Below are 25209 nucleotides of genomic sequence, written 5' to 3' on the forward strand. Positions count from 1 at the left end.
ACCGCCGCCGTCGCGGCCGCCACGACCCTCGCTGCCGGGGTCGCCGCGGTGCGGCCCGAGCCGACCGCGGCGGGGGTCGTCTCGATCGTCGCGGCGCTGCGGTACGCGGTGCCGACCCTCCGGGCCCAGGCGGGCGCGGTCGCCGACCCGTCGGCACCCGTCGTCCGCTCGGCCACGCGCCGCGGCATCCTCGCCATGGTGCCCCTGCAGGCGGCGCTCACCGCGCGGGCCGGCCGTCCAGTCGACGCCCTCGTGCTGCTCGGCATCGACGCGCTCGGGGTCGTGCTCGGCCGCCGTGCGAAGGGGCGCGAGATCACATGAACGCGACCGCGGCACCGGCCCGCCCCGTGCTCGGGTACGGCACGAACGGCTTCGCCGACCATCCGCTCGACGCCGCGCTCGACGTCATGCAGGCGCACGGCTACCGTGCGGTGGCGCTCACGCTCGGCCACCCCCACTTCGACGTCGTCGCCGACGGATGGCTCGATCGGGCGATCGCGCTGCGCGACGACCTTCGTCGCCGGGGCCTGCGCGTGGTCGTCGAGACCGGCGGGCGCTACGTGCTCGACCCGTTCCGCAAGCACCGGCCGAACCTGCTCGATGACGACGCCGACGCCGCGGTGCGCGTGGCCTTCCTCGTCCGCGCCGTCGAGGTCGCCGCCGTGCTCGACGCCGAGTGCGTGTCGCTGTGGGCCGGGGTGCGTCCCGAGGGGCTGGCGACGGATGCCGCGTGGGACCGCCTCGTGCGACGACTGCGACCCGTGGTCGAAGCCGCCCGCGAGCACGGCGTGCGCCTCGGGTTCGAGCCGGAGCCCGGGATGCTCGTCGAGACCGTGGCCGACGCCCTGCGCCTCCGGGCCGCACTCGGCGACCCGCCGGAGTTCGGCCTGACGGTCGACCTCGGCCACTGCGAGGTCGTCGAGCCGGACGGGGTCGCGGGGGCGCTCCGCGCCGCGGGCGACCTGCTCGTGAACGTGCAGGTCGACGACATGCTCCCGCACGCGCACGAGCACCTCGAGCTCGGCGCCGGAAGCCTCGACCTCGACCTCGCCTTCCGCACGCTCGCCGACCTCGGCTACGCGGGCGTGGCCGCGGTCGAACTGCCGCGGCACTCGCACGCGGCACCCCGCTGCGCCGAGGAGAGCATGGCGCGGCTGACCGACGTCATGGAGAGGATCGGACGATGACCGCCACCGACGGCATGGAAGCGCGCTACCGCGACGGCGACACCGAGCAGCGCATCGCGGTGCTCGAGGACCTGAACCGGCACGCGTACGACGGCGCCCTCGCCGACGACGAGCGCGAGGCGGGCCTCGGGCTCGTCCGCGACGCCCTGCGCGCCAACGACCCGCGCCTCGTGTCGGCGGCGATGGGCGCCTTCGCCGGGCGCCACCTCGGCGACCACGACTGGCGGCACGGCGTCATGAAACTCGTGTTCATGGAGGTGCCGCTGACCACGGTCGACCGCCTGGTCGACCGGCGCGACGCCGAGCTGTCGCGCATGGCCGCCGACCTCGCCGAGGAGCGCGAGGCGGCCGGTCGCCCCGTCCCCGACGACCTGCGGTCGCTGCTGCCGCCGGTCGGCGCCGCACGAGAGGAAGGCCGCTGAGATGCGCATCTTCGACCCGCACATCCACATGTCCTCGCGCACGACCGACGACTACGAGGCCATGTACGCCGCCGGCGTGCGCGCGCTCGTCGAGCCGTCGTTCTGGCTGGGCCAGCCGCGCACGAGCGTCGGCTCGTTCGTGGACTACTTCGACGCGCTCACGGGCTGGGAGCGGTTCCGGGCCTCGCAGTTCGGCATCCGCCACCACTGCGCCGTCGCGCTGAACCCGAAGGAGGCGAACGACGCGCGCTGCCGCGAGGTGCTCGCGGAACTGCCGCGGTTCCTCCGGCGGGAGTCGGTCGTCGCGATCGGCGAGACGGGCTACGACTCGATGACCGCCGAGGAGGACGAGGTGCTCGAGGCGCACCTCGCGCTCGGCGTCGAGCACCGCCTGCCGGTCATCGTCCACACCCCGCACCGCGACAAGAAGTACGGCACCCGCCGCACCCTCGAGGTGATCGCGGAATCGGGCATCGAGCCGGGCCTGGTCGTCCTCGACCACCTCAACGAGGTGACGATCGAGATGGTGAAGGAGTCGGGCGCCTGGATGGGCTTCTCGATCTACCCCGACACGAAGATGGACCCCCACCGCATGGTGGCGCTCCTGCAGCGGTACGGCACCGAGCGCGTGCTCGTGAACTCGGCGGCCGACTGGGGTCGCTCCGACCCGCTCCTCACGGCGAAGACCGGCGCGGCCATGCTCGACGCCGGCTTCGACGCGGCCGACGTCGACCGCGTGCTCTGGCAGAACCCGGTCGAGTTCTTCGCGCAGAGCGGCCGGCTCGACCTCACGCCGCTGCCCGGGTTCGCCCTCGCCAACGCGCCCGAGACGTTCTCCGGCAACTCGGTGCGACGGGGCGGGGCGGATGCCACGGTGCCGGCCGTGCCCGAGGCGGCGCGCTGATGCACCTGTCGTACTGCACGAACGTGCACCCGGCCGAGGACCTCGACGGCGTCATCCGCCAACTGCGCGAGGCCGCCGGACCGGTGCGCCGCGCGGCGGGCCTCGCCGTGCTCGGCGTCGGACTCTGGCTGCCCGCGCCGCTCGCGGCACGGCTCGCGTCCGAGCCGGAGGCGCTCGCGCGACTCCGCGGCACGCTCGACGACGAGGGGCTCGAGGTCCGCACCCTCAACGCGTTCCCGTACGAGGCGTTCCACGCCGAGGTCGTGAAGCTCGACGTCTACCGCCCCGACTGGACCGACCCCGCGCGGCTGGAGTACACCGTCGACGCCGCCCGCGTCCTCGCCGCGCTGCTGCCCGACGGCGCCGACGGCTCGATCTCCACGCTGCCGCTCGGCTGGCGCGACGGGTGGGACTCCGCCGCCGACCGCGCGGCGACCGACGCGCTCGCGGCGCTCGGGGCGGAGCTGCGCGCCATCCGCGCCGAGACCGGCCGGACCATCCGCCTCGCCGTCGAGCCCGAGCCGGGCTGCACCCTCGACGACGTCGACGACGTCGTGGCGTGGCTGGCGGCGCGGCGCGACCGGCTCGACCTCGACCTCATCGGCGTGTGCCTCGACACGTGCCACCTCGCGGTGTCGTTCGCCGACCCCGCCGAGGCCGTCGAGCGGATCGCCGCCGCCGGCCTCCGCGTCGTGAAGGTGCAGGCGTCCGCCGCGCTGCACGTCGAGCGCCCGGCCGACGCCGACGCGCGCCGGGCCGTCGGCGCCTACGCGGAGGACCGCTACCTGCACCAGGTGCGCGAGGACGCCCCGGGCGGCGTCATCCGGGTCGACGACCTGCCCGAGGCGCTCGCGGAGCTGCCCGCGACGGCGCCGTGGCGCGTGCACTTCCACGTGCCGCTGCACCTCGTGCCCGAGCCGCCGCTCGCGTCGACGACCGACGTGCTCCGCACGGCGCTCGCCGCCGTGCGCGCCGTGCAGGACGTCGACCAGGTGCACCTCGACGTCGAGACGTACACGTGGTCGGTGCTCCCGGGGGCGCCGGTCGACCTCGTCGACGGCATCGCGGCCGAGCTCCGGTGGGCGCACGCCGAGCTCCTCGAGGGAGCGGAGCAGCCGGCATGAGCTCGAAGGTCCTCCTGCTCGACGTGGTCGGCCTCACCGCCGACGCCCTGCGGCACATGCCGCGACTCAGCCACCTGGCCCGCGCGGGGGCGCGCGCCGAGCTCGGCACGGTGCTCCCGGCCGTCACCTGCTCGGTGCAGTCGTCGGTGCTCACCGGCCGCATGCCCTCGAGCCACGGCATCGTGGGCAACGGATGGTACTTCCGCGAGCTCGGCGACGTGCTGCTGTGGCGCCAGCACAACCGCCTGGTCGAGGGCGAGAAGCTCTGGGAGACCGCCCGCCGGCGCCGCGGGGGCGACTACACGAGCGCGAACCTCGGCTGGTGGTACGCCATGGGCGCGACGACCGACCTCACCGTGACGCCCCGCCCGATCTACCACGCCGACGGGCGCAAGTCGCCCGACTTCTACGCGCGGCCGCCCGCCCTGCACGACGAGTTGCGTCACGAGCTCGGCGAGTTCCCCCTGTTCCAGTACTGGGGGCCGACCGCGTCGATCCGCTCCACGCAGTGGATCGTCGACGCCACCCGTCGGGTGCTCGATCGCCCGGGCGCGCCCGACCTGACGATGGCGTACCTGCCGCACCTCGACTACGACCACCAGCGCTTCGGTCCCGACTCGCCCGAGGGGCGTCGCGCCGCCGTCGAGCTCGATGCCGCCATGGCGCCGCTGCTCGACCAGGCCGAGGCGCAGGACGTCACGGTCGTCGCGCTCGCCGAGTACGGCATCGCGCGGGCGGACCGGCCGGTCGACGTCAACCGGGCACTGCGACGCGAGGGCCTGCTCGAGGTGTACGTGCAGGACGGCCGCGAGCAGCTCGACCCGTGGACCTCGCGCGCGTTCGCCGTCGCCGACCACCAGGTCGCGCACGTGTACGTGGCGGACCCGGCCGACGAGGCGCGCGTCGCGGCGATCCTCCGCGACCTCCCGGGCGTCGACGAGGTCCTCGACCGCGAGGCGCAGGCCCGGTACGGGCTCGACCACGCCCGGTCGGGCGAGCTCGTCGCGGTCGCCGAGCCGGGGGCCTGGTTCACGTACTACTTCTGGCTCGACGACGACCGCGCGCCCGAGTACGCGCGGGGCGTCGACATCCACCGCAAGCCCGGCTACGACCCGGCCGAGCTGTTCTTCGACCCCGCCGACCGGCTCGCGAAGGCCAAGGCGGCCGGCAACCTCGCCCGCAAGGCGCTCGGCCTCCGCTACGCGATGAGCACCGTGCCCCTCGACCCGTCGTGCGTGCGCGGCACGCACGGGCGACTGCCCGACTCGGCGGCCGACACCCCGCTGCTGCTCGCGTCCGACCCCCGCTTCCTCGACGGCGCGGGCGACCGCGTCCACGCCACCGACGTCCGCGACCTGGTCCTGCACTGGCAGGGCCTCGGAGCGTCCGCCACGTCCGACCCCCACGAAAGGATCCGAGCATGACCGACTCGCCCGCCTCCACGCACCCCGTCACGCTGTTCACCGGCCAGTGGGCCGACCTGCCGTTCGAGGAGGTCGCGCGCCTGGCATCCGAGTGGGGCTACGACGGCCTCGAGATCGGCATCGGCGGCGACCACCTCGACACGAAGCTCGCCGACGAGGAGCCCGGCTACCTGAAGGAGAAGCTCGAGCTCCTGAAGCGCTACGACCTGGAGGTCTACGCGATCTCGAACCACCTCACGGGTCAGGCGGTGTGCGACGACCCGATCGACTTCCGCCACCAGGCGATCGTGCGCCCCTACACCTGGGGCGACGGCGACGCCGAGGGCGTGCGGCAGCGGGCCGCCGAGGACCTGAAGCGCACGGCGCGCGTGGCGCGGAAGCTCGGCGTCGACACGGTCGTCGGCTTCACCGGCTCGAAGATCTGGCAGTACGTCGCCATGTTCCCGCCCGTGCCCGCGTCGGTCATCGACGCCGGCTACGAGGACTTCGCGAACCGGTGGAACCCGATCCTCGACGTGTTCGACGACGAGGGCGTCCGGTTCGCGCACGAGGTGCACCCGTCGGAGATCGCGTACGACCACTGGACCAGCGTGCGCACCCTCGAGGCCATCGACCGCCGTCCGGCGTTCGGCTTCAACTGGGACCCGAGCCACATGATGTGGCAGGGCGTCGACCCGGTCGGCTTCATCTGGGACTTCCAGGACCGGATCTACCACGTCGACTGCAAGGACACGCGCATCCGCACGGCCAACAGCCGCAGCGGCATCCTCGGTTCGCACCTGCCGTGGGGCGACCCGCGCCGCGGTTGGGACTTCGTGTCGACCGGTCACGGCGACGTGCCGTGGGAGGACGCGTTCCGTGCGCTCGACGCGATCGGCTACACCGGCCCGATCTCGGTCGAGTGGGAGGACGCCGGCATGGACCGCCTCCACGGTGGGCCGCAGGCGCTCGAGTTCGTGCGCTCCCTCATCTGGCCGCGCCCGACCGCGTCGTTCGACGCCGCGTTCTCGAACCAGTAGGCGAGCGGATGCCGCGACCTGCGGGGCGGCTCGGCGCTACGTCTCGGCGCCGGCCGCCCGCAGGTCGAGGACGGTCCCGCTCACCTCGCCCGCGTCCGGGTACCGCTCGCGGTGGGGGAGCCCGCCCGGCGTGAGGCCGAGGCCGCTCGCCGCCGCATCGGTCACGAAGAGGTAGGGCTGGGATCCGACGCGCTCGCGGATGGCGTTCTTGAGCAGGCGATGCGCGACCGTGACCGCCGGTCCGAGCAGGTCGCTCCCGGTGCCGACGGACTGCCGGACGCACATCCCGCGGTGCAGGATCACCTTGAGGTCGAGGTACGCGACGTTGGGACAGGCCGTGCAGTCGTGCTCCGGTCCCGGTGTCGCGTTCGTCCGCGCCGTGCGGAAGCGCTCGTACATCTGCTGCAGCCGCTCGACGACGGCATCGCCCCTGCCGTCGAGGGCGGCAGCCGGCGCGCACGCGAACACCGCGTCGCCCTCGAGCTTCACGAGCTGGAAGTCGGGCTCGACGCCGGTCGCGACGCTGTCGAGCAGGGCCCCCAGCAGCGAGTACGCCGTCGGGATCCCGCCGCTGAAGTCGACGCCATGCGCCTCCTCGACGCTCGCCATGAACCCGGTGAAGCCGGAGATGTCGGCGATGAGCAGGTACCGCTCGCCCGCCGCGACCTCGTCCACCGGCGCGTCGGGCCTCGTCGTCGTCGCGTCCATGCGCCTCCCGCCCGTGCCGCCGGTTCCGTGGCCCGAGTCTACGACCGCTCGTCGACGGCTACCGGCGCTCGGTGACGGTGCCCTGCTTCAGGTGCAGGCGCCGCTCGGCGCGCCGGGCCACGGCAGAGTCGTGGGTGACGATCACGAGCGTGAGGCCGCGGTCGCGCCAGAGGCCCTCGAGCAGGTCCATGATCTCGTCGCGGGTCTGCTCGTCGAGGTTGCCCGTCGGCTCGTCGGCGAGCAGCACCTCGGGCTCCTTCACGAGCGCGCGAGCGATCGCGACGCGCTGCTGCTGGCCGCCCGACAGTTCGCCGGGCACGTGATGCGCCCGGTCGCCGAGCCCGACCGACTCGAGCGCGGCGGTCGCGCGGCGGCGGCGCTCCTCGGCCGGGACGCCGAGCGGGTCGAGCGCCGTCTCGACGTTCTCGAGCGCGGTGAGCGTGGGGATCAGGTTGAAGCCCTGGAACACGAAGCCGATCTCCCTCGCCCGCACGTCGCCGAGCCTCGCATCGGGCAGGGCCGACAGGTCGGACTCGCCGAGCGCGACGCGTCCCGATGTCGGCCGGTCGAGCGCGCCGAGCAACTGCAGCAGCGTCGACTTGCCGCCGCCCGTCGGGCCCTGGACGGCGACGAGCTGCCCGCGCGGGATCGTCAGGTTCACGTCCGTCAGCGCGGCGACCGTGCGCTCCTTCTGCCGGTAGGTCTTGGAGACGTTCTCGAGGGTGTACATGGGGGGTCCTTCCGTGGTGCGGTGCTGGGTGGTCGAGCGGATGCCGGCGGTATCCGTTCAGGCGACGCTGCGGAGCGCCTCGGCCGGGCGGAGCAGGCTCGCGCGCCATCCGCCGATCGCTCCGGCGAGGAGGCCGCCGAGTACGGCCAGGCCGACGGCGAGGGCGACGACGGTGGCGGTCACGGGTGCGGTGAGCACCACCTCGGTCGACGCCTGCATCGCGTCGAACGGGTTGCCGCCGCCGAAGCCGGCGGGTCCGTCGGCGGAGGCGTCGGGTGCCGACGTGGTGGCGAGCGTCGGCGCGATCGCATTGACGACGGCGATGCCGATGAAGCCGAGCACGAGGCCGGCCGCGCCGCCCAGGAGGCCCTGCACGAGCGATTCGCCCGCGACCTGGCCGGTGATGCGGCGGTTCGACCAGCCGATCGCCTTGAGCGTGCCGAACTCGCGCGTGCGCCGGGTGACGCCCTGGATCGTGAAGAGGATCGCGATGAGGAACGCCGCCGCGAGCACCGCGACCGAGAGCCACAGGCCGAGGCTCGAGACGAGCTGCGACGCGGTGCCGAGCGAGCCCGACACCGTCGCCGCGAGGTCCTCCTGCGTGCTCACCTCCTGGTAGGGCAGGGCCGCCTCGAGGTCGGCCTTCACCGAGCCGATCATCGACGCCGACTCCGCCTGCACCGCGATGTCGGAGACCTGGCCCTCGAGGCCGGACACCTCCTGCGCGACGTCGAGGGGGATGTAGGCGTTCGATGCGGTCGTGGCATCGGCCGAGGTCGACGCGACCGTGCCGACCACCTCGAATTCGGTGCCGCCGAGGTCGATCGTGTCGCCCACGGCGAGCCCCTCGCTCGTGGCGTGGTCGGCGTCGAGCACGGCGACCGCCTGCCCGGTATCGTCGGCGTCGAGGCCGCGTCCGTCGACGACCTCCACCGCGCTGAGCGGGCCGACGGCATCGGCGGCCGGGTCGACGCCGGTCACGGTCGTGCTCGACACGTCGAAGGCGCCGCCGGCGAAGCCGCCGCCGTCCCCGGGTGCGGGCAGCGCCACGTCGCCGTCGGCACCGCCGGGGGGTGCGGGCAGCTCGCCGTCGAAGGCCACGTTCGTGAGGCTGAGCGTCGCGGATGCCGCGGCCACGCCGTCGACCGACCGGGCGGTCTCGAGCGTCGAGGCGTCGAACGTCGACGAGCCCGGGCCGGGCGTGAGGATGGAGTTGCTGAGCTCCGTGGTGCTGCCGTCCTCGGCCGTCGCGCCATCCTCCTGCCCGAACTCGAAGCGGACCCCGGGCGGGCCCTCGCCGTCGCCGGGCGCCGTCGGCGCCTGCGACACGGTGAGGTCGGTTCCGACGCCGTAGACGGACTCGAGCGCGGCGGCCTGCGCCTCGCGCACGCCCGTCGAGACGGCGTTGACGATCATGACCAGGGCGATCGCGAGCGCCATGCCGGCCGCGACGATCGCGGTCTGCCTGCGGCGGCCGGCCAGCTCGCGCCGGAGGTAGGTGAAGAACATGGTGGGGTCCTCGAGGGTCGGCGTGCACCCACCGGTCGGCGGGCTCGCTCCGGACGCTAGGCACGCCCGCTGTGGTCCGGCGATGCGTCGCCCCTGCGTCGGCTATGCCGACCTCAGTCGAGTCGCAGGTACTCCTCGAGGGGCACGCCGTCGATGAGGATGCGCGCCTCGGACGCCCCGGTGGCCGTCATCGCGGTGCGCTCGAGCTGTGCTTCGAGTCGCGGGTCGTCGCACATGCCCCGCAGCAGGGGCCGACCCGTGAGCTCGACCGTCACGGTGCCGTCGGCCTCGAGGCGGCCGTCGACGTAGTCGAGCGAGCCGCCGGGCACGGCCGTGTACAGGCCCGTGTCGACGGTCTCGCCCTCGGGCGTCTGCAGCAGCCTGGTGATGCTCGCACGCAGCGGGTCGTCGGTCGTGATGGGCTCGGTCGGCACGGCCACCAGGCTGTCGCCGCAGCCGATCGGCTCGCCCGACGCCCCGTCGTCGCCGACGCGGACGAGGTACAGGGTGAGCGGAGCAGGGGTCGCGTCGGGTCCCGGCGGCGTCGGCGCGGGCTCGGTGGTCGAGGTGGCCGGCGGCGAGCCGGTGGGCGGCGCCGACGTCGTCGTCGGGGCGGGGCCGCCGTCGGTCCCGCAACCCGCGAGCAGCAGCACCACTGCCGCCGTCGCCGCGGCGGTGGTCGTCCGCCCGAGCATGCCCATCGCGTCACCGCCCTCACCGGAACCGTACGCCCGTCGCGCCCGGGCGGCACCCGACCTTGGTCACATGGCGGGATCACAGGCGGCATCCGCTCGCGTCATAGGAAGCGCACAGGAACGCGCGCATACTCGGAACCATGAGCCAGTCGACCACCGCCCCCGGCGCGGGCCAGCGACCGCAGATCGCCAAGGCCGACGGCAGCCCCGTGCGCGTGCTGGTCGTCGACGACGAGCACTCGCTCACCGACCTGCTGAAGATGGCCCTCCGCTACGAGGGCTGGGAGGTGCGCACCGCGTCCGACGGCTTCGGCGCCGTGCGCGTGGCGCGCGAGTTCCGTCCCGACGCGATCGTGCTCGACATCATGCTGCCCGACATCGACGGCCTCGAGGTGCTGCAGCGGGTTCGCGCCGACGGCACCGAGACGCCCGTCCTGTTCCTCACGGCGAAGGACTCCCTCGACGACCGCATCGCCGGCCTCACGGCGGGCGGCGACGACTACGTCACCAAGCCCTTCAGCCTCGAGGAGGTCGTGGCGCGCCTGCGCGGGCTGATCCGCCGCTCGACGCTGACGCTCGCCCAGTCGAAGGATCCGGTGCTGCGCGTCGGCGACCTCACCCTCGACGAGGACTCGTACGAGGTCGAGCGCGGCGGCACGCCCATCGAGCTCACCGCGACCGAGTTCGAGCTGCTGCGCTTCCTCATGCGCAATCCGCGGCGCGTGCTGTCGAAGGCGCAGATCCTCGACCGCGTCTGGAGCTACGACTTCGGCGGCCGCGAGACCGTGGTGGAGCTCTACATCTCCTACCTCCGCAAGAAGATCGACGCGGGCCGCGAGCCGATGATCCACACCGTGCGCGGCGCCGGTTACATGCTCAAGGCCACGACGTGACGAATCCCGGCGACCCCGGCCACGCGGCCGCGGCCAGGCGCGCCGCGGCCGAGCGGGCCGAGGCGGCCGGGGTGACGGATGCCGCGGCCGCGCGTCCCGCGCCGAAGACCCTGCGCCGCCGGCTGCTCATCGTGGTCGCGGCGCTCGTCGTGCTCGTCAGCGCCATCGTGGGCCTCGTCAGCGTCGCGGTGCTGCACAACCAGCTCGTCGCCCGCCTCGACGCCGCACTCGAGCAGGCCACCGACCGCGCCGGACGCGCGCTCGACGACCCGGGCGGACCGCTGCCGATCCCGCCCGAGGGCGCCGAGGTGCTGCTGCGTATCCCCGGCCAGCCCGTGGGCACCGTCGCCGCCCTCGTCGTCGACCGGACGATCTTCGCGTCCAGCACGATCGACGAGGAGGGCGAGCTCGTCCAGCCGTCGCCGGACGCGCTGCGCACCCTCGCCGCCGTGCCCGTCGACCGCGAACCGCGCACGGTCGAACTTGCGGGCCTCGGCGACTATCGCGCGATCGCCGCGCCCACCAACGGCGGGTACTCCTTCGTGGTGGCGCTGCCGCTCGACGAGGTCAACGCGACCACGGCGCAGCTCGGCATCACGATCGTGATCGTCGCGCTCGCCGGGCTGGCGGGCGCGCTCGCGCTCGGCGCGGTCACGGTGCGCCGCGCGCTGCAGCCCCTCGACCGCGTCACCGAGACCGCGACGGCCGTGTCCGACCTGCCGCTGGCGCGCGGTGACGTCGAACTGCCGGAGCAGGTGCCCGTCGACGACGAGCGGACCGAGGTCGGCCGCCTCGCGACCTCCTTCAACCGGATGCTCGGCCACGTGGCATCCGCCCTGTCGGCCCGGGAGCAGTCGGAGCGGAAGGTGCGACGCTTCGTCGCCGACGCGAGCCACGAGTTGCGCACGCCGCTCGCCTCGATCCGCGGCTACGCCGAGCTCACCCGCATGCACGGCGGGGAGCTGCCGCCCGACGTCGTGCACGCGATCGGGCGCATCGAGTCCGAGTCGCTGCGGATGACCGAGCTCGTCGAGGACCTCCTCCTGCTCGCGCGCCTCGACGAGGGCCGCGAGCTGCGCCGCGATCCCGTCGACCTGCGACAGCTCGTGGTCGACGCAGTGGGTGACGCGCAGGTCGCCGGACCCGACCACGACTGGCGCGTGGCCGTCCCCGCCGAGCCCGTGACCGTCGCGGGCGACGCGTCGCGACTGCACCAGGTGCTCGCGAACCTGCTCGCGAACGCCCGCGTGCACACGCCCGAGGGCACGAAGGTCGTCGTGCGCCTGCAGCCGGTGCCGTCGACGGATGCCGCGGGCGACCGGGTCCGCATCACCGTGAGCGACGACGGTCCGGGCATCGGCCCGGACGTGCGGGCGACCCTGTTCGAGCGCTTCGCCCGCGGGGACGCGTCGCGCTCCCGTCGCGCGGGCAGCACGGGGCTCGGCCTCGCCATCGTGCGCGCGGTCGTCGAGGCCCACCGCGGCACGGTCGCGGTCGACAGCGGGCCCGGCCGCACCGAGTTCGCCGTCGAGCTCCCCGTCGACTGACCCGCGCCCGCGCCCGCGCCCGCGCCCGCACCCCCGCTCCCTGGAGCGCCAGTTGATGCGAACTGCACCGCTCAGGCGACCGAGCGGTGCATTCGACACCGACTCGCCGACGGCGCGGCGCCGCCTCAGGGGTCGCTGGACGCGGGACTCAGGATGCGGCGGGGTCCTGAGCTTCGCGCTCGCCGAGCGCGTCGCCGCCGAGGCGGGCGAGCAGGCGAGCGAGTTGCTCGACGTCGTCGGCGGACCAGGTCCGCAGCTTGGCGTACAGCTCCTGCTGCATGCGCGAGCTGCGCTGCCCGACGCGCTCGATGGCGACGGGCGTGGGCTGGATGATGCGTGCCCGGCCGTCCTTCGGGTCGGGGACGCTCGTCGCGAGACCCAGCGCCTCGAGCTGCTTGACCTGACGGCTCACGACGCTCTTGTCGATCTCGAGCGCCTCGGCGACGGCGCCGGCGTTCATCGCGCCGCGCCGCACCACCGCGGAGAGGATCTTGTACCCGACGGGCTGCAGGTCGGGGTGGACGGCGGCCGCGGCCTCCTTCCACACGGCGCGCACGCGGACGAAGAGCAGGCGCAGCTGCTCCTCGACCGACGCGATCTCCTCGTCGGTGGCCGGGCGGGGGTCGGCCGCGGGGGTGGCGGTCATGCGGCCGATCCTATTGCCCGGTCCGCTCGGCGGGACGGCCGGCGCCGGCGTCGACCGCGGGGTCGTGCGCGAGGCCGACGGGCGTGAGGGCGACGGATGCCGTGGCGGTGTCGATCGCGGCATCCTCCGCATCCTCGAGCTCCCGCTCGCGCCCGGCCGCGGCATCCGGCCCCTGCTCGGCCTTCGCGCGCTGGATGGCGTTCTGCGTGCCGAGGTCGACGTTCGGCAGGAACGCCACGGCGATGAGCGTCACGATCGCGAGCGGCACGGCGGCGAGGAAGACGGTGCCGACGCCCGTGCCGTAGGCCGACTCGACCACGATGCGGAGGAAGTCGGGCAGGGCGGCGATCTGCGGGATGGTGCCCTCGCCGAGGGTGCGTGCGGCCTCGAGCTGCTGCTCGGGCTCGAGCGCGCCGACGCCCTCGCGGATGCGGTCGGCGACCACCGTGCCGAGGATCGAGCCCATGACCGCGACACCGACCGTCCCGCCGAGGCTGCGGAAGAACGTGACGGCGCTCGTCGCGACGCCGAGGTGGCGCACCTCGGCCGTGTTCTGCACGACGAGCACGAGGTTCTGCATGAGCATGCCGACGCCCGCGCCGAGCACGAACATCGAGATGCCGACGTACCAGAAGGGCGTGTCGTAGTGCAGCTGCGAGAGGCCGACGCTGCCGGTGATGAGGAGCACGCCGCCGGTCACCATGAACGCCTTCCACTTGCCGCGGCGACTCACGAGCGCGCCGATCACGGTGGAGGCGATGAGCACGCCCGCCATCATCGGGATGGTGAGCAGGCCCGACTCGGTGGGCGTCGCGCCCCGGGCGAGCTGCATGTACTGGCTGAGGAAGACCGCGGTGCCGAACATCGCGACGCCGACCGACACCGACGCGACGACCGAGAGCGTGAACGTGCGGTTGCGGAAGAGGCCGAGCGGGATGAGCGGCTCGGCCGCGCGCAGCTCGACGACCACGGCGATCGCCAAAAGGACGACGGCGCCGCCGACCATCGCGAGCGTCGCCCACGAGATCCACTCGAAGTCGTTCCCGGCGAAGGTGACCCAGAGCAGCAGGAGCGAGACGCCGGAGGAGATCAGGACGATGCCGGCGTAGTCGATCGACACCTTCGTCCTGGGGCGCTTCGGCAGGTGGAGCGTGCGCTGCAGGAGCACGAGCGCGACGACGGCGATGGGCAGGCCGACGAAGAAGTTCCAGCGCCAGCCGATGCCGTCGGTGATGACGCCGCCGAGCAGCGGGCCGCCCACGGTCGCGACGGCCATGACGGCGCCGAAGAGGCCCGCGTACCGTCCGCGCTCGCGCGGGCTGATGATGTCGGCCATCACGATCTGGCTGAGGGCGGCGAGGCCGCCGGCGCCGAGCCCCTGGAGGACGCGCATGGTGATGAGGGTGCCGGTGTCCTGCGAGAAGCCGGCCACCGCCGACGCGACCACGAAGATCACGAGCGCGAGCTGCAGCAGCAGCTTGCGGTCGAACAGGTCGGCGAGCTTGCCCCAGACGGGCGTCGACACGGTCGTCGCGAGGAGCGTCGCGGTGACGACCCACGTGAACGCCGACTGGTCGCCCTCGAGGTCGCTGATGATGACCGGCAGCGAGCTGCCGACCACCGTCGACGCGAGCATCGACACGAACATGCCGAGGAGCAGCCCGGAGAGGGCGGTGAGCACCTCGCGGTGGGTCATGCCGGAGTCGGTGCCTGGCGGGGCGGTGCGGGCGGCGTCGGTCATGGGGCTCCTGATCTGATTGACAAAGGTCAACTATAAAGAACCGGTGGACCTCGGTCAACTATTCCCACGGCGCCCGGTTGCGCCGATTTGGCGGCGCCCGCGGCATCCGTTACCCTTGTCGAAGCCGAAGACCGCTGGTCGTCGTGCGCGTCGCAAGACGGGCCGACCGAAGCTCTGCGAATGCAGGGGCCCGCGCAGGTGTGACGAAGACTTTTCGGGTTTCCCGAATCGAGCTCCGCGCGTCTGCGCCGGAGCTCTTTCCATTTCCGGCCCGTGTTCGTGAGAACCGGCCAGCGCTCCGAGGCCGTGCACCGCCACCGCGATGCACGTTGAAGACACAAGGAGTGGCCATGGCGAACAAGGAAGCCGCGGTTGCCGAACTCACGAACCTGTTCGAGAGCTCGACCGCCGTTCTGCTGACCGAATACCGCGGCCTCACTGTTGCCCAGCTCAAGACGCTGCGCAAGTCCATCAGTGGGGACGCGAGCTACGCCGTGGTGAAGAACACGCTGACCAAGATCGCGGCGAACAACGCCGGCATCTCGTCGTTCGACGACGAGCTCGCCGGTCCGTCCGCGATCGCGTTCGTGCACGGCGACCCGGTCGCCGTCGCGAAGGCGCTGCGCGACTTCGCCAAGGCGAACCCTCTCCTCGTGGTCAAGGGCGGCTACTTCGATGGCAAGCCCCTGACCGCCGAAGAGGTAGGCAAGCTCGCCGACCTCGAGTCCCGCGAAGTGCTCCTGGCGAAGCTCGCCGGCGCCTTCAAGGCCTCGCTGTTCGGAGCCGCATATCTGTTCAACGCACCGCTCTCGAAGGCCGTTCGCACGGTCGACGCGCTGCGTGAGAAGCAGGAGTCCGCTGCGTAGGCGCGAGCCTCTCAAGCGGTGAGTAACCAGAGAATCCAAGGAGAAGAAATCATGGCGAAGCTGTCCACTGAGGAGCTGCTCGAGCAGTTCAAGGGCCTGACCCTCATCGAGCTCTCGGAGTTCGTCAAGGCGTTCGAGGAGACCTTCGAGGTCACCGCGGCCGCCCCCGTCGCCGTTGCCGGCCCCGCTGCCGCTGGCGGCGGCGCCGCTGCCGAGGAGGTCGAGGAGAAGGACTCGTTCGACGTCATCCTCGAGGCTGCCGGCGACAAGAAGATCCAGGTCATCAAGGTCGTCCGCGAGCTCACCTCGCTCGGCCTCGGCGAGGCGAAGGCCGTCGTCGACGGTGCTCCGAAGGCCGTGCTCGAGGGCGCGAACAAGGAGACCGCCGACAAGGCGAAGGCCTCGCTCGAGGAGGCCGGCGCGACCGTCACCCTCAAGTAATCCGCGCCCGCGTCAGCGGGTTCGCAGCTTGAGGTGACCTGCGTCACCTGAAACGAACGGATGCCCCGTGGTCCATGGGACCACGGGGCATTCGTCGTCTGCGGCAGCGGATGCCGCGGCATCCGTCACCGCGGGGGAGCCGTGGTGCTGCTGCGCACCACGAGCCGGGTCGCGAGCGGGCGATCGGCCCAGCCGCGCTCGTCGCCGGAGGGGCTCTCACCGAGCGCCCGCATGACCTCCTCGACGGCGATGCGTCCCTGGTCCTCGGGGTACTGCTCGACCGTCGTCAGGCCGAACAGCTCGGCGTACTCGTGGCCGTCGAAGCCGATGACCGACAGCGCCGACGGCACCGCGATGCCGAGGCGCTCGGCCGCGCGCATCACGCCGAACGCGATCTCGTCGGATGCCGCGAACACGGCCGTGGGGCGCGCCGCGGGATGACCGAGCAGCTGCAGTCCCGCCGAGTAGCCGCCCGGCAGGGTCATCTCGGCCTCGAGGACGCCGCCGTCGACGCCCGCGGGCTCGAGCCCGGCGGCGCGCATCGCGTCGAGGAAGCCCTCGCTGCGCAGGCGCTGCACGCTGCGCGCGGCGGAGCCCGGGGCCGCGCCGGCAAGATGGGCGATGCGGGTGTGGCCGAGCTGGATGAGGTGTTCGGTCGCGAGGCGTCCGGCCGCGCGATCGTCGACCGCGAGGCGCGGTGCTCCCGGCGCGTCGCCGCCGAGCACCACGATGGGCTTGCCGCGCAGCCCGATCACGTCGACCTCGCGCTGGTCGAGGTCGACGCCGACCGCGATGACCGCGTCGACGCGCTTGCGCGCGAGGAAGAAGTCGAACACGCGGTCGCGCTCGGGTCCCTCGAGCGCGAGGTTGTAGAGCGTGAGGTCGTAGCCCGCGGCCAGCAGCGCCCGCTCCGCCCCCTCGAGCACCTCGCCGAAGAACCACCGGTTCACGAACGGGATGACGATGCCGACGTTCTTCGTCCGGCCGGTCACGAGGCTCGCCGCGTTGGGGGAGGCGATGTAGCCGATCTCGGCAGCGGCGGCCGTCACCCGGCGGCGGGTGGCCTCGGAGACGTACCCGTGGCCGGAGAGCGCTCGCGACGCCGTGGACTTCGAGACCCCGGCGAGACGGGCCACGTCGGTGATCGCGGCCATCCTCGCCTCCCTCCATCGGGCCTGCGAAACGGAGTGTACGCCGAAATCAACGCAATGTGGAACCGTTCCCATCAGGCGGACCCGTCACCGGATCGTGACCGGCGCGGCTCTTGCCGCCTTCCCCATCCTCGCCTAGCGTTGTCGCTGGAACCGGTTCCCGGTTCCGCCCTGCACCGACTCGCACCACTCGACGAGGAGATGAGAGATGAGTTCCATTCGGCATCGTCGCTGGATCGTTCCGATCGCAGCGGCGGCGACCCTCGGGCTGACCCTGACGGCCTGTACGGGCGACATCGCGGCAGAGGACGCGGCAGACACCGACTGCTCCGACTACGAGGAGTACGGCACGTTCGACGGCGAAGAGGTGAGCGTCTACGGCACGATCGTCGAGGTCGAGGCGGAGCGCCTCGAGGCCTCGTGGGCCGACTTCGAGACCTGCACCGGCATCGACGTGACCTACCAGGGCACGCAGGAGTTCGAGACGCAGGTCCGCGTGCTCGTCGACGGCGACAACGCCCCCGACCTCGGCATCTTCCCGCAGCCCGGCCTGTTCGCCACCTTCGCCGACGACCTCGTCGCTCCTCCCGCCGAGGTCGAGGCGAACGTCGACGAGTACTGGTCGGAGGACTGGAAGGGCTTCGGCACGGTCGACGGCACCTTCCTCGGTGCGCCGCTCATGGCCAGCGTCAAGGGCTTCATCTGGTACTCGCCGGCGATGTTCGAGGAGAACGGCTGGGAGCAGCCCGAGACGCTCGACGACCTGATGGCGCTGACCGACGAGATCGCGTCGTCGGGTGCGGTCGACAAGCCCTGGTGCGCCGGCTTCAGCTCCGGCGAGGCGACCGGCTGGCCCGGTACCGACTGGGTCGAGGACATGGTCCTCCGCCTGCACGGCCCCGAGGTCTACGACCAGTGGACCTCGCACGAGATCCCGTTCAACGACCCGCAGATCGTCGAGGCGTTCGACGCAGCCGGCGACATCCTCAAGAACGAGGACTACGTGAACGGCGGCTACGGTGACGTCCGCTCGATCAACGACATCACGTTCAACGAGGGCGGCTGGACCATCCTCGACGGGCAGTGCGCGCTGCACCACCAGGCGTCGTTCTACGAGGGCCTCTGGCCCGAGGGCACGACCGTGGCCGAGGACGGCGACATCTGGGCCTTCATCACCCCCGGCCAGGAGGCCGGCGCGGCCGACGTGACCGGTGGCGGCGAGATCGTCGGCGCCTTCACCGAGTCCGAGGCGGTCGCGGCCTTCCAGACGTACCTGTCGACCCCGCTGTGGGCCAACAACCGCGTCTCCGAGGGCGGCGTCATCAGCGCCAACAGCGGCGTCGACCCCGAGAACCTCTCGAGCGACCTGCTGCGCGAGGCCTACGCGATCCTGCAGGACGAGAACACCACGTTCCGCTTCGACGGCTCCGACATCATGCCGGGCGCGGTCGGATCGGCGTCGTTCTGGGCCGGCATCGTCGACTGGATCAGCGGTACCGACACCCAGACGGTCGTGGACCAGATCGAAGCGAGCTGGCCGCAGTAGCCATCGAGCCCATTCGGGTCCTACCATCAACCAACGGGGGGTCGCGCGACCATCGCGCGGCCCCCTTTTCCTCAACGAGGAGGGAGTGCAATGACGACCGCCGACCTCATCGGCAAGATCTTCGTGGTGATCCTTGGTGTCGCCGTCTTCGCCGCGATCATCGGGCTGATCCTCTTCTTCGTCGACCGCGCGCCCAAGCGCGGACGCGACTACTGGCAATTGGCCGGGTTCCTGCTCCCGACTGCGTTGCTGCTGGGCTTCGGCCTGATCTACCCCGCCATCCGGACGACCACCCTCGCGTTCGCGAATCGCGCGGGCGAGTTCATCGGCCTCGACAACTTCGTCTGGGCCTTCACCCAACCCGCGGGCCTCATCTCGATCCGCAACTCGGTCATCTGGGTGATCCTCGTGCCGCTGCTGTCGACGGCGATCGGCCTGGCCTACGCGGTCTTCATCGACAAGGCGCGCGGCGAGCGCGTGTACAAGTCGCTCGTGTTCATGCCGATGGCGATCTCCTTCGTCGGCGCCGGCGTCATCTGGCGGTTCGTGTACGAGTACCGCGGACCGAACCAGGATCAGATCGGCCTGCTGAACGCCGTCGTCACCGGGCTCGGCGGCGAGCCCGTACGTTGGCTGCAGGAAGCGCCGATGAACACGTTCTTCCTGATCGTCGTGATGATCTGGGTGCAGACCGGGTTCGCGATGGTCGTCCTGTCGGCTGCGATCAAGGGCGTGCCGACCGAGCAGATCGAGGCGGCCGAACTCGACGGCACCAACGCGTGGCAGCGATTCACCAACGTCACGATCCCGTCGATCCGCGGTTCGCTCGTGGTCGTCGTGACGACGATCTCGATCGCGACGCTGAAGGTCTTCGACATCGTCCGCACCATGACGGCGGGCAACTTCGAGACCTCGGTCGTCGCGAACGAGATGTACACGCAGGCGTTCCGGGCCAACGAGGCCGGGCGCGGCGCGGCGCTCGCCGTCATCCTCTTCCTGATGGTCCTCCCGATCGTCATCTACAACGTCAACATCCTGAGGAAGCAGAGGGAGATCCGATGAGCAGCGTCGCACCCGCCGACCTCCCCGTCGCCGGCGGCAAGGGGGAACTCGAGCTCGACGTCATGCGCGAGCCGAAGGCGGCGCGCGTCAAGCGTCGGCTCACCTCGCGCACCGCGACGGTCGTCGCGCTGGTCATCGCCGTCCTCTGGACGATCCCGACGTTCGGCCTGTTCATCTCGTCGTTCCGGCCCGAGCCGCTGATCAAGACCACCGGCTGGTGGACGATCTTCGAGAACCCGGGCTTCACGCTCGAGAACTACCAGGAGGTGCTGTTCTCCGCGTCGGGTTCGGCGCCGCAGCTCGGGTCCTACTTCGTGAACTCGCTCGTCATCGCCATCCCGGCCACGATCTTCCCGCTCGTGCTCGCCTCGATGGCCGCGTACGCGTTCGCCTGGATCAAGTTCAAGGGCTCGGCGGCGCTGTTCGTCCTGGTGTTCGCATTGCAGATCGTGCCGCTGCAGATGGCGCTGATCCCGCTGCTGCAGATCTTCTCGGCGACGATCCTGCCGTGGCAGCGACAGGTCAACGAGCTCATCCCGATCCTGCCCGACGACAGCTTCCTCCCGGTGTGGATCGCGCACACCGTGTTCGCGCTGCCGCTGGCGATCTTCCTGCTGCACAACTTCATCTCGGAGATCCCGGGAGAGGTCATCGAGGCGGCGCGCGTCGACGGCGCGAGCCACTCCCAGATCTTCTTCCGCGTCGTGCTCCCGCTGGCGCTGCCGGCGATCGCGTCGTTCGCGATCTTCCAGTTCCTGTGGGTGTGGAACGACCTGCTCGTCGCGCTGGTCTTCACCGACGGCACGGCGGACACCGCACCGCTGACGCAGCGATTGGCGGAGCTCGTCGGCAGTCGCGGTCAGGAGTGGCAACGCCTCACGGCGGCGGCATTCGTCTCGCTGGTCGTTCCACTCATCGTGTTCTTCAGCCTGCAGCGCTACTTCGTGCGCGGCCTGCTGGCGGGCTCGACGAAGGGCTGACGGGCGAGCGGATGCCGCGGCATCCGCTCGGACGCCTCGAAGGGGCGGGTGCTTCGGCACCCGCCCCTTCGGCGTCGATCGAGCCGGCGCAACCCATGGTCATGACGGATCGCGCAGGGTAGAACAGGACCATGGCGAGCTCCCCGCTCCTGCTGGGACCGATGCTCCGGTACGTCGACGAGCGATCCGCGAGCATCTGGGTCGAGACGCGCGCGGGCGGCGTGGTCGCGGTGCACGCGGGGGGCCGGTCGTGGTCGGCGCGCACGTTCGCGGTGCACGGCCACCACTACGCGCTCATCGAGGTCGACGGCCTCGAGGCCGGCTCCGAGCTGGCGTACGAGGTCCGGTTCGACGGGGCGACGGTGTGGCCCGAGCACGGGTCGGATCGGCCGCCGCCGGTGATCGCGACGCGCGAGCCCGGTCGGCCCCTGCGGATGGCGTTCGGCTCGTGCCGCACGAGCGTGCCCCACGACCGTTCGGGGGCGTCGATGCGCTGCGCGCCTTCGCCCTCTCGCTCGCCGCCGACGAGCAGCCGCGGCCGGACCTCGTGCTCTTCCTCGGCGACCAGGTGTACGCCGACTCGACGTCGAAGGAGATGCAGGAGTTCATCCGTGCGCGTCGCAGCCTCCGCGAGCCGCCCGGCAAGGAGCTCAAGGACTACGAGGAGTACGCCCACCTCTACCGGCTGGCCTGGTCGGATGACGCGAATCGGTGGCTGTTGTCGACGGTGCCGAGCGCGATGATCTTCGACGACCACGACGTGCGCGACGACTGGAACGCGTCGCTCGACTGGAAGCGCAAGATGGAGGCCACGTCGTGGTGGCACGGGCGCATCGTCGCGGGGCTCGGGTCGTACTGGGTCTACCAGCACCTCGGCAACCTGTCGCCCGAGGAGCGCGCGGCCGACCCGCTGTGGCAGCGCGTGGCGTCGCACGACGGCGATGCCGAGCTCGATCTCACGCAGGCGGTCGACGAGTTCGCCGAGCGCGTCGACGCCGACCCGACGACGTACCGGTTCAGCTACAGCCGCGACTTCGACGACATCCGCCTCGTCGTGGTCGACTCGCGCGCGGCCCGCGACCTGCGACCGGATGCGCGCGGACTGGTCGACCCGCCGGAGCTGGAGTGGTTCGACGAGCGGATGCGGGGCGGCATCCGTCACGTGCTCGTAGCCACCTCGCTGCCGTACCTGCTGCCGATGGGTCTGCACCACGTGGAGGCCTGGGACGAGGCGATCTCGCAGGGCGCGTGGGGCCGCCCGGCGGCGTGGATCGGCGAGCGGCTGCGCCAGGCGGTCGACCTGGAGCACTGGGCGGCGTGGCAGAACAGCTTCCAGGCGGTCGCGCGCATGATCACCGAGTTGGCCGACGGCGAACGCGGCCCGGCCCCCGAGAGCGTCACCTTCCTGTCCGGCGACGTGCACTACTCCTACCTCGCGGAGGTCGAGCGCGACGGCGGCAGCCGCATCGTGCAGGCGGTGTGCTCGCCCGTGCGCAATCCGCTGCCGCGCGTGCTGCGCTGGTTCACGGTGGTCACCTCCTACGGGGTGGCGACCCCGGTCGGCGCGCTCGTCGCGCGGTCGGCGAAGGTTCCGGATCCGCCGTTCCGCTGGCGGACCGTCGAGGGGCCCTGGTTCGACAACAACCTGGCGCTCCTGCGCGACGAGCCCGACGGCCTCGCGATGACGTGGCACCGCGGCGTGGTCGAGGACGGGCGCGAGCGAGACCCGCGCCTCGAGGAGGTCGCCTCGATCCTCGTCCCGGCCGCGCGCGACAAGGCGATCACCGCGAGCTGAGCGGCGCGCACGCCCTCGGCGAACACCCCGCTTCGGGGCGGCCCGTCCCGGCCGGCGTGCCGGAGGCGCCGCTTAGGGTGAATCCATGAGCATGCACGGCGGGGGAGCGGGGGGCTCGGGCGGGCGGCCGGGTCGCGGTCCCGGCCCGCGGGGGCGCATCTCCAGCGCCGACGAGGAGGCCCAGCGCGCCGAGAACGCGGCGGCGCCGAAGATCCCCCACCTGTTCCGTCGCATCGTCGAGCTCTTCGCCCCGCACAAGGCGGCCCTCACGGTCACGGTCGTGCTCGTGCTGGTCGGCGCGGCGCTCAGCGTCATCCCGCCGCTGCTGACCCAGCGCGCGTTCGACGAGGCGCTGTTCCCGACGGACGGCGCGGGCGGGATCGCCCCGCCGAACCTCGAGGCCCTCGCGTGGATCGTCGGCGCGATGATCGCCGTCTTCCTGGTGTCGGCGCTCCTCGGGGTGTGGCAGACGTACCTGACCGCGACCATCGGCAACAAGGTCATGGGCGCGTTGCGCGTGCGCCTGTTCAGCCACCTCCAGTCGATGGAGCTCAGCTTCTTCACGCGCACGAAGACGGGCGTCATCCAGTCGCGCCTGCAGAACGACGTCGGCGGCGTGGCATCCGTGCTCACCAACACGGTGTCGAGCGTGCTCGGCAACACGGTCACGGTGATCTCGGCGTTCGTGGCGATGCTGCTGCTCAACTGGCAGCTCACGCTCATCGCGCTCGTGCTCATGCCGTTCATGGTCATCGCGCAGCGGCGGGTCGGCCAGGTGCGGGCGCGCATCGCGGCGAAGACGCAGGAGTCGCTGTCGGAGATGACCGCGATCACGCAGGAGACGCTGTCGGTCAGCGGCATCCTGCTCTCGAAGAGCTTCACCCGGCAGGCGAGCGAGATCGACCGGTACGCCGACGAGAACCGCAACCAGATCTCGCTGCAGGTCCGCCAGCAGATGTCGGGCCAGTGGTTCTTCGCGATGGTGTCGATCTTCATGTCGTCGATCCCGGCGATCGTGTACCTCGTCGCCGGCTGGCTCATCACGGGCGGCGCCGACATCACGGCGGGCACGATCGTCGCGTTCACCACGGTGCAGGCGCGCCTGCTCTTCCCGCTCATGGGCCTCATGCGCGTCGCGCTCGACCTGCAGACCTCGAGCGCGCTGTTCGCGCGCATCTTCGAGTACCTCGACCTGAAGCCGGCGATCACCGACCGGCCCGACGCGCGCGAGGTGCCGACGGGCACGGATGCCGCGGGCCGGCCGCTGCTCGGCCGCATCGAGTTCGACCACGTCTCGTTCCGGTACCCCGACGCGGACGACGACCAGCGGCCCACGCTCGACGACGTGTCGTTCGAGATCGAGCCCGGCCAGTTCGCCGCGTTCGTGGGGCCCAGCGGGGCGGGCAAGACGACGGTGTCGTACCTGGTGCCGCGGCTGTACGAGGCGTCGAGCGGCGCGGTGCGCTTCGCCGGGGTCGACGTGCGCGACCTGTCGCAGGTCTCGCTCATGTCGCACATCGGGATCGTCAGCCAGGAGACGTACCTGTTCCACGCGTCGATCGCCGAGAACCTGCGGTACGCCAAGCCGGATGCCACGGACGCCGAGCTCGAGGCGGCGGCCCGCGCGGCGAACATCCACGAGACGATCGCGTCGTTCCCCGAGGGGTACGACACCGTGGTGGGGGAGCGCGGTTACCGGCTCTCGGGTGGCGAGAAGCAGCGCATCGCGATCGCGCGCGTGCTGCTGAAGGATCCGGCCGTGCTCGTGCTCGACGAGGCCACGAGCGCGCTCGACACGATCAGCGAGCGGGTGGTGCAGCAGGCGCTCGACGATGCGTCGCGCGGGCGCACGACGATCGCGATCGCGCACCGGCTGTCGACCGTGGTGGGGGCCGACGTGATCTTCGTGATCGTCGCGGGGCGCATCGCGGAGCGCGGCACGCATGCGGAGCTCATCGACGCGGGCGGCGTGTACGCGTCGCTGTATCGCCAGCAGGCCGAGCGGCCCGAGGTCCCGGTCACGCCTTCCTGAGGGCCGGTGCGCCGCGGGGGACGGGGCGGGTGGTCAGCCGGCCCGCGGCCCGGTGTCGGCGCTCGAGTCGGTCCGCGTGGCGGCGAGCACCTCGAGGAGCTCGCCGATGCGGTGGTCGGACTCGATGGGGTGCCGGAGGGGCAGCTCGTCGACCGTCTCGTAGCGGTTGCGCCGCCCGTCCTTCTCTCGGTGCACGTAGCCCGCGTCGACGAGGTCGGTGATGATGCCCTGCGCCGTGCGCTCGGTGATGCCGACGGCGTCGGCGATGTCGCGGACGCGGATCTCGGGGTCGCGGGCGAGGCAGATGAGCACGTGGGCGTGGTTGGTGAGGAACGTCCATCCGCTCATGCGCCCATGCTACCCCGCTCGTCATAACCAGAAACAAAAGACCGGAATGGTTTGACATGCGAAGAACAACGCCGGTAATCTGCTTCGCATGTCGCTCCTCCTCATCGCCGCACTCGCCGTCCAGGCGGCCACCGCGATCGCGACGAGCGCCGCCATCCGCCGCCCGGCGACCGCGGTCCGCATCGCGCTGCGCGGCGGCATCACCGCCGCGCTCGTCGCCCTCGCCGCGCTCCTCGACGCGACACTGCGCGACGGCGACCGCGTCGGCGCCGTGCTCGTCGTGTTCGTGCTGGCGGTCACCGCGCTCGTGCTCGGCTTCGCGCGCGCCAACCTCCGCGGCGACCCCGCCGCCGGGCGCTTCGCGGCGCTCGCCGCGTGGCTCGCCCTCGCCTCCGGTCTCGTCGCGTCCGCCGCCGACCTCGTCGCCATCGCCCTCGCG

Annotated in this window: 24 protein-coding genes and 1 pseudogene; 17 read left to right on the forward strand and 8 right to left on the reverse strand. The window is 72.0% G+C overall.

Features of this window, described 5'->3' with window-relative positions:
- The 7 genes and pseudogenes from AVP42_RS16665 to AVP42_RS08065 all read left to right on the forward strand — a co-directional run.
- Positions 1–321, forward strand: a pseudogene (locus AVP42_RS16665) (4-hydroxybenzoate polyprenyltransferase); the annotation flags it as partial.
- Positions 318–1187, forward strand: a complete 870-nt coding sequence (locus tag AVP42_RS08040) for a sugar phosphate isomerase/epimerase (RefSeq protein ID WP_067947873.1) — start codon at positions 318–320, stop codon at positions 1185–1187. The pseudogene AVP42_RS16665 and the gene AVP42_RS08040, both read left to right, overlap by 4 nt.
- The gene (locus AVP42_RS16670; protein WP_067947875.1) at positions 1184–1609 is read left to right on the forward strand and encodes an EboA domain-containing protein; all 426 of its coding nucleotides are present in this window, start codon (positions 1184–1186) and stop codon (positions 1607–1609) included. Before AVP42_RS08040 ends, AVP42_RS16670 begins: the two co-directional genes overlap by 4 nt.
- Position 1610: 1 nt before the next feature.
- On the forward strand, positions 1611–2513 hold the full coding sequence (locus AVP42_RS08050) for a TatD family hydrolase (protein WP_067947876.1): 903 nt from the start codon (positions 1611–1613) through the stop codon (positions 2511–2513).
- Complete coding sequence (gene eboE, locus AVP42_RS08055; protein ID WP_067947878.1) at positions 2513–3637, forward strand: metabolite traffic protein EboE; 1125 nt, start codon at positions 2513–2515, stop codon at positions 3635–3637. Before AVP42_RS08050 ends, eboE begins: the two co-directional genes overlap by 1 nt.
- Entirely contained in the window at positions 3634–5061 is a 1428-nt protein-coding gene (locus AVP42_RS08060) for an alkaline phosphatase family protein (protein WP_067947880.1), read from the forward strand. Before eboE ends, AVP42_RS08060 begins: the two co-directional genes overlap by 4 nt.
- Positions 5058–6080: a sugar phosphate isomerase/epimerase gene (locus AVP42_RS08065; protein WP_067947882.1), complete on the forward strand. Its 1023-nt coding sequence runs from the start codon at positions 5058–5060 to the stop codon at positions 6078–6080. Before AVP42_RS08060 ends, AVP42_RS08065 begins: the two co-directional genes overlap by 4 nt.
- Positions 6081–6116: 36 nt before the next feature.
- Here the strand turns inward: AVP42_RS08065 and AVP42_RS08070 are convergent, their stop codons facing one another.
- The 4 genes from AVP42_RS08070 to AVP42_RS08085 form a co-directional block, all read right to left on the reverse strand.
- Positions 6117–6788 (reverse strand): DUF2652 domain-containing protein, encoded by a 672-nt coding sequence (locus tag AVP42_RS08070; protein WP_067947884.1) that lies wholly within the window; start codon positions 6786–6788, stop codon positions 6117–6119.
- A 58-nt stretch (positions 6789–6846) separates the two neighbouring features.
- Positions 6847–7518 carry an ABC transporter ATP-binding protein gene (locus AVP42_RS08075; protein ID WP_067947886.1) on the reverse strand — a complete coding sequence of 224 codons (672 nt, stop codon included), beginning with the start codon at positions 7516–7518 and terminating at the stop codon, positions 6847–6849.
- A gap of 57 nt (positions 7519–7575) precedes the next feature.
- Positions 7576–9027 (reverse strand): ABC transporter permease, encoded by a 1452-nt coding sequence (locus AVP42_RS08080; protein ID WP_067947887.1) that lies wholly within the window; start codon positions 9025–9027, stop codon positions 7576–7578.
- 113 nt (positions 9028–9140) lie between these two features.
- The gene (locus AVP42_RS08085; RefSeq protein WP_157356764.1) at positions 9141–9722 is read right to left on the reverse strand and encodes a GerMN domain-containing protein; all 582 of its coding nucleotides are present in this window, start codon (positions 9720–9722) and stop codon (positions 9141–9143) included.
- Positions 9723–9862: 140 nt separating this feature from the next.
- Between AVP42_RS08085 and AVP42_RS08090 the strand changes: the two genes are divergently transcribed.
- On the forward strand, positions 9863–10615 hold the full coding sequence (locus tag AVP42_RS08090; protein ID WP_067947891.1) for a response regulator transcription factor: 753 nt from the start codon (positions 9863–9865) through the stop codon (positions 10613–10615).
- Entirely contained in the window at positions 10612–12162 is a 1551-nt protein-coding gene (locus tag AVP42_RS08095; protein ID WP_231878580.1) for a cell wall metabolism sensor histidine kinase WalK, read from the forward strand. Before AVP42_RS08090 ends, AVP42_RS08095 begins: the two co-directional genes overlap by 4 nt.
- Before the next feature lie 148 nt (positions 12163–12310).
- On the opposite strand, the gene AVP42_RS08100 is transcribed toward AVP42_RS08095, so the two are convergent.
- Positions 12311–12808, reverse strand: a complete 498-nt coding sequence (locus AVP42_RS08100) for a MarR family winged helix-turn-helix transcriptional regulator (protein ID WP_067947893.1) — start codon at positions 12806–12808, stop codon at positions 12311–12313.
- A 10-nt stretch (positions 12809–12818) separates the two neighbouring features.
- Positions 12819–14549 carry an MDR family MFS transporter gene (locus AVP42_RS08105; protein WP_067947895.1) on the reverse strand — a complete coding sequence of 577 codons (1731 nt, stop codon included), beginning with the start codon at positions 14547–14549 and terminating at the stop codon, positions 12819–12821.
- A gap of 350 nt (positions 14550–14899) precedes the next feature.
- Here AVP42_RS08105 and rplJ point away from each other — a divergent pair, with 350 nt between their 5' ends.
- Both rplJ and rplL read left to right on the forward strand, forming a co-directional pair.
- Positions 14900–15415, forward strand: coding sequence for a 50S ribosomal protein L10 (gene rplJ / locus AVP42_RS08110; RefSeq protein ID WP_067947896.1), 516 nt, complete (start codon positions 14900–14902; stop codon positions 15413–15415).
- 51 nt (positions 15416–15466) lie between these two features.
- Positions 15467–15856, forward strand: a complete 390-nt coding sequence (gene rplL / locus AVP42_RS08115; protein WP_067947898.1) for a 50S ribosomal protein L7/L12 — start codon at positions 15467–15469, stop codon at positions 15854–15856.
- A gap of 125 nt (positions 15857–15981) precedes the next feature.
- On the opposite strand, the gene AVP42_RS08120 is transcribed toward rplL, so the two are convergent.
- A complete protein-coding gene (locus tag AVP42_RS08120) occupies positions 15982–17010 on the reverse strand; it encodes a LacI family DNA-binding transcriptional regulator (RefSeq protein WP_067947899.1) in 1029 nt (342 codons plus the stop codon).
- A gap of 205 nt (positions 17011–17215) precedes the next feature.
- Here AVP42_RS08120 and AVP42_RS08125 point away from each other — a divergent pair, with 205 nt between their 5' ends.
- From AVP42_RS08125 to AVP42_RS08145, 5 genes are all read left to right on the forward strand, one after another.
- Positions 17216–18553 carry an ABC transporter substrate-binding protein gene (locus AVP42_RS08125; RefSeq protein WP_067947901.1) on the forward strand — a complete coding sequence of 446 codons (1338 nt, stop codon included), beginning with the start codon at positions 17216–17218 and terminating at the stop codon, positions 18551–18553.
- Positions 18554–18643: 90 nt separating this feature from the next.
- Positions 18644–19615, forward strand: a complete 972-nt coding sequence (locus tag AVP42_RS08130; RefSeq protein WP_067947903.1) for a carbohydrate ABC transporter permease — start codon at positions 18644–18646, stop codon at positions 19613–19615.
- Complete coding sequence (locus AVP42_RS08135; RefSeq protein ID WP_067947905.1) at positions 19612–20595, forward strand: carbohydrate ABC transporter permease; 984 nt, start codon at positions 19612–19614, stop codon at positions 20593–20595. Before AVP42_RS08130 ends, AVP42_RS08135 begins: the two co-directional genes overlap by 4 nt.
- Positions 20596–21043: 448 nt before the next feature.
- A complete protein-coding gene (locus tag AVP42_RS08140; protein WP_369798135.1) occupies positions 21044–22390 on the forward strand; it encodes an alkaline phosphatase D family protein in 1347 nt (448 codons plus the stop codon).
- An 85-nt stretch (positions 22391–22475) separates the two neighbouring features.
- Positions 22476–24422 carry an ABC transporter ATP-binding protein gene (locus AVP42_RS08145; RefSeq protein WP_067947906.1) on the forward strand — a complete coding sequence of 649 codons (1947 nt, stop codon included), beginning with the start codon at positions 22476–22478 and terminating at the stop codon, positions 24420–24422.
- A gap of 33 nt (positions 24423–24455) precedes the next feature.
- Here the strand turns inward: AVP42_RS08145 and AVP42_RS08150 are convergent, their stop codons facing one another.
- Complete coding sequence (locus AVP42_RS08150) at positions 24456–24770, reverse strand: winged helix-turn-helix domain-containing protein (protein WP_067947908.1); 315 nt, start codon at positions 24768–24770, stop codon at positions 24456–24458.
- An 88-nt stretch (positions 24771–24858) separates the two neighbouring features.
- On the opposite strand from AVP42_RS08150, the gene AVP42_RS08155 reads away from it, so the two are divergent.
- The coding region (locus AVP42_RS08155) for a hypothetical protein (RefSeq protein WP_197466989.1) at positions 24859–25209 on the forward strand (351 nt) is incomplete at its 3' end.

The sequence above is a fragment of the Agromyces sp. NDB4Y10 genome, assembly GCF_001620055.1.
Classification (GTDB): Bacteria; Actinomycetota; Actinomycetes; order Actinomycetales; family Microbacteriaceae; genus Agromyces; species Agromyces indicus.